This is a genomic window from Bacteroidota bacterium (assembly GCA_030706565.1).
Lineage (GTDB): Bacteria > Bacteroidota > Bacteroidia > Bacteroidales > JAUZOH01 > JAUZOH01.
This window is the reverse complement of the sequence record JAUZOH010000270.1, coordinates 1-5,285: the sequence shown is the minus strand read 5'-3', so window position 1 is coordinate 5,285 and position 5,285 is coordinate 1. Positions and strand designations below refer to the sequence as shown.

Genomic DNA, 5,285 nt, shown 5'->3' with positions numbered 1-5,285 from the left:
TGGTAATATGGATGCGGGAAGTTTTGTCTTTGAACTTAATGGGGTACGCTGGGTGCTTGATCCCGGAACACAGGATTATGACAAATTGGAGAGGACTGGTTTTGACCTCTGGGGGATGTGCCAGGATTGTCAGCGTTGGTCCCTTTTGACCAAAGGAAATTTCGGACACAGTACACTTACGGTTGACAATTCAAGGTTTAATGTTAATGGATTTGCTCCAATTGTTGATTTTAAGACTGGGAATACGCCGGAAGCAACTGTTAATCTAACTGAAGTTTTTAAGGGCCATCTGAAAAGTGAAAACAGGAGGTTTATAAAAGATACGGATCATTCGATTACTGTTGAAGATCAATTGATACTTGAAGATTCTACAAAATTAGTAACTTGGGCTATCATGACTACCGCAGAGGTGATTCCTGTTTCTGACGGGGCAATCCTCAAACAAGATGGTAAGGAATTGAATCTTAAAATTCTTTCACCTGCTGATGTCAGTGTTTCAACAATCATGATGGATCCCCCACCAATGGCACTCGACAGAAGAATCCCCGGCCTTAAACGCGTTGAAATCAGAATTCCTGCTTATGTCTTTGCTGATGGAAAAGGTATGATAAAAGTGAGATTATCTTCTCCGGAATAATTCTTTAATAAAAAACAAAACATATATGAAATGACCATGATTCCGGAAATAAAAAAACACTGATGATCTGTCAAATGACGTATCAACGGTGGTAATATAATACATGGGTATTCCATACGACCTTTGAATATAAATTATATTCGTATAAAATAAGTTGAAGGTTTTTATAGTCCCGTCAGGGACTTAATATTGGTAGAAAAGATAATAGGTCTCTGATAAAAGTCCCGTCAGGGACGAAATAGACAATGACCGGTCTATATTTCGTCAATTGATGTTCATTATATCGTACCTGACGGCACTTAAAGGCAATGGAATATTTCTTTTACAACCAATATGTTGTCCCTGTAGGGATAAAAATAGGGATGAAAATATAATATTATGAATTTTTTCATAGCAGAGTCCGTTAGCTGACAGATTCATGCAACCTTTTAATTAACTATATAGATATGAAAACAAAAACTAAAACAAAAGCTAAAAATTTAAAATCTCTGTTAATTGCTTGTCTTTCTGCATTAATAATATGGGGGACCAATACTGCCAAAGCCGAATTGAAACCCCGGGAAAGGAACATACTGGCAAAAGAAGCTAAAGCCATTGACCTGGAAAAAGTGCTGATTACCGATAATTCCTGGAATAAATTACCGGGATATAACAACAGGCAATTCTGGGAGGGCTTGCCTGCCAATATCAGACAGGAATATATTACAAGGGCTGAGAATTATCTTAGTTACAATTGGCCTGTTGTAAAAGCTACGGATTATCTTGAGTTCATACGTTCGGGTAACCGTCATCAGGAGGCTTATTCAGCTTGCAGCAATGCACTGATTTCACTTGTGATGGGCGAACTCGTGGAAGGCAAGGGCCGTTTTATGGATCAGATTGTCAATGCAGTATGGTATTTCAGTGAACAAACATGGTGGGGATGGTCCGCTCATCTGGGCGCACAGAAAGCAAGAGCCGGTCTGCCCGATGTCAACGAACCTATTGTCGACCTTGGCGTTGGTGAGATTACTTCAAACTTGTCATGGACTTATTTTTTATTTCACAAAGAGTTTGATAAAATTCATCCCTTGATTTCTAAACGGTTGAAACAGGAAATTTTCAATAAAGCATTAAAACCCTATTTTGAAAGGGACGATTTTGGATATATGGGCTTTAAAGGCGGAAGGCCAAATAATTGGAACCCCTGGATCAACTACAATATGCTTACCAGTTATCTCCTGATTGAAAATGATCCTGTCAAAAAAACTGCAGAAGTTGAGAAAATCATAAATTCTCTCGATAAATTTTTAAACGGATACTCGGATGATGGTGGTTGTGATGAAGGTCCATCCTACTGGGGTGCCGCAGGGGCCCTGCTTTATGAGAGCCTGGAGACTCTTAAAAATGTTACCGGTGGTAAATTTGATGTGTTTAATGATCCTTTGGTCCAAAATATTGGGAAATACTTCTATAAGGCAAATATCCATGCTCCCTATTTTTTAAATTTTGCTGATGCAGATGCTACCACGGGTGGTAGTCCGTCCATAGTTTATAGATATGGAAAGGCTATTAAGGATCAGCAAATGCAACAGTTTGGTGCTTATTTAGCCCAAATAGACCACTGGGGCGAGGAGGCTATGGGTGGTAAAATCGGAGACCAGATTAAAAATCTTGGACTTATAAACGAAATCCGGGGGGCTGAAGCCAAAGAAGCGCTTGTGCCTGATTTTTGGCTGCCAGATACTGAAGTTGCCGGAGCCCGTGACCGGGAAGGAAGCTTTAAGGGATTTTTCTTTGGCGCAAAGGGTGGTTTCAACGCTGAAAGCCACAACCATAATGATATCGGTTCGTGCATTATGTATTATGACGGTAAACCCTGCCTGATCGATGTGGGTCGCGAGGAATATGTTGCAAAAACTTTTAGTTCCAGGCGTTATGAAATTTGGACCATGCAGTCGGGTTACCATAATCTGCCCGTCATCAATGGAGTTGACCAGAAAGACGGGGAAAAGTTCAAAGCCAAAAATTCAACTTTTAGCGCAAATAAAAAGTCTGCAACTTTTTCAACAGAAATTGCCGGAGCCTATCCTGAATCTGCTATGGTTAAAAGTTGGGTACGCAGCTATACCCTGAACAGGGGAAAAAGTTTTGTGATCACCGATAAATATGAATTGAAAACTGTGGCAAATGCCCCAACAAGTTCAAATATAATGACCTATTGTAAAGTTACCCAGGTTAAGCCAGGATTATTGAAATTTTCCGGTGACGGTTTCACTATGAATATGACCTACGATGCGAAAATTGTAACTCCCAAGATAGAACTGATCGAAATTACTGACCATTCCCTGAAAAGATACTGGCCCAATGGCGTCACACGCATCAAACTTGAATTTAACAAACATGATTTAAAAGGTGGCCAATCGGTTACTTTTACAAAAGCCAATTAGATAGGTTTTAATATAAAACCTCTATGTTCTATAGAACCTGGAGGTTTTATTTTTTCAAAATCTTTTGTTTCCTGAAATCTTAAACTAAAAATATTAAGGAATAAAAAATGAAAATATTATTCACGGGAATACTATCAATAATTTTGTTTTCGGTAGCACTTTCTCAGGAACCGGCTGTTCCCAGTATGGTTTTACCTGATAACCTTCTGTCCACACTCAGAAAAGGGCATCCCCGTTTAAATGCTACAAGTGCTGATTTCTCTGAACTAAAAAAACAAATTACTACTGATGAAACTCTGAAATCCTGGTATGGACAGATTTTAAAAAAAGGGGACAGAATCCTTGGAGAATCACCAAGTATTTATGTTATACCTGATGGCCTGCGGCTTTTGAATACCAGCCGAAGGGTCTTAGACCGAATTTCAACTCTTGGGCTTCTTTACCAGTTGAATGGCGATGTTAAATATGCTGAAAGGGCCTGGAAAGAGTTGGAAGCTGCTTCTAAATTTCCGGACTGGAATCCGAAGCATTTTCTGGATGTGGGCGAAATGACGTATGCTTTTGCTCTTGGTTATGACTGGTTATATCAATACTGGAATGTAGACCAGCGTAATATCATCAAAAGTGCGATTATAGAAAAAGGTTTATGCAGAGCTTTAATGGCATACGACGACAGAGCTATCAATGGAAACAGCTGGTGGATCAGGGTGCCCCATAACTGGAATCTGGTATGTAATGGCGGTATTGGTGCAGGAGCAATTGCAATTGCTGATAATGAGCCAAAACTTGCTGAATATATTTTGCGTCAGGTGATTCACAATATCCCTTACGCAATGGTTCATTTCGGGCCTGATGGCGCCTGGAATGAGGGTCCTGGTTACTGGGGATATGCTACCCGGTATAATGTTGCCATACTCTCCGGACTGGAATCTGCTCTTGGCACGGATTTCGGGCTAAGCAAAATCGACGGTTTTTCAAAGACCGCGCTTTTCCCGATTTACCTGACTGGGCCATTTAACCGTTCATTTAATTATGCCGATGGCGGTGATGGACCTACGGGAGGTTCTCAGCTTTTCTGGATGGCTAATAAATTTCATCAACCTGCTGCTGCTCAATACCAGAAGCAACTGGTGGAATCAGCTGATGCCTTTGATCTCTTGTGGTACCCTGCAGAACTTATTAAACAGAAAGCTTCCGAAATACCTCTTTCTGCCTATTTCCAAAAAGCTGAAGTGGCAACCATGCGTGGTAGTTGGAATGATAAAAATGCATGGTTCGTCGGATTCAAGGCTGGCGATAACAAAGCCAATCACAGTCACCTGGACCTGGGCAGTTTTATCCTTGATGCTTATGGTAAAAGGTTTGTAGTAGACCTTGGTGCTGATAATTATAATATGCCTGGTTACTTTACTACAGGCGCCAATGGCCAACGCTGGAATTATTACAGGATGCGCGCTGAAGGGCATAATACGCTTGTTCTAAATCCGGGCAAAGATGCCGATCAGGATCCACTTGCTTCCACGAAGATTACTGAATTTAAAGAAAATGGGAATACTGCTTTGGCTATTGCCGACCTTACCCCAGCCTATTCATCCACTGCAAAATCTGTGCAGCGCGGAATTGCTCTTGCCGGAGGAAATACAGTCGTTGTCCGGGATGAAATAAAAGCTGATAAACCAGCTAAATTGTATTGGTTCCTGCATACCCGGGCACAAGTAAACTTATCTGGCAATGGGAAGAGCGCTACCCTTACATTGGATTCCGAAAAGATTGTTGCAGAAATAAAATCACCTGCAAAAGCAAGATTTACCATCATGGATCCTGTTCCGCTTCAGTCTTCACCTCAACCTAAAGAAAACAACAGGAATGAGGGAATCAGAAAATTGGCAATAGCTCTTAATAATGTGAAAAATGAGCAGATTGTCGTGGAAATTCATCCCGTCAACATGGAAAATCCTGAAGCCAAAAAGTTTTACAAGCCTTTAAATGAATGGTAGAAAGTGTTAAGAAATATTGAATGACCTATGAAACCTGATCATTATAAAAAGTATTTATTTGTGGCATTATTTATGACTTGCCTTATGGCGGGTTTGAGTTGCACTGTATTTGCTGCCAATAATGAGTTGCCTAAAAAAAATACTGGTAATTTTCCTGAAGTAACTAAGCTGTTATCGAATCTTAATCTGAATGCCACTGGGCTGGAGAAGGTGAAATCATCC

General features: G+C 40.4%; 4 protein-coding genes. All 4 read left to right on the top strand.

Annotation, left to right across the window (positions count from 1 at the left end):
* A partial coding sequence (locus Q8907_12305; GenBank protein ID MDP4275052.1) for a heparinase II/III family protein occupies nt 1-637 on the top strand: 637 nt, incomplete at its 5' end.
* Between the two features lie 446 nt (nt 638-1,083).
* Nucleotides 1,084-3,066 (top strand): heparinase II/III family protein, encoded by a 1,983-nt coding sequence (locus Q8907_12300; GenBank protein MDP4275051.1) that lies wholly within the window; start codon nt 1,084-1,086, stop codon nt 3,064-3,066.
* Nucleotides 3,067-3,173: 107 nt separating this feature from the next.
* Nucleotides 3,174-5,063, top strand: a complete 1,890-nt coding sequence (locus Q8907_12295) for a heparinase II/III family protein (protein MDP4275050.1) — start codon at nt 3,174-3,176, stop codon at nt 5,061-5,063.
* A 27-nt stretch (nt 5,064-5,090) separates the two neighbouring features.
* On the top strand, nt 5,091-5,285 hold a 195-nt coding region (locus tag Q8907_12290), incomplete at its 3' end, for a hypothetical protein (GenBank protein MDP4275049.1).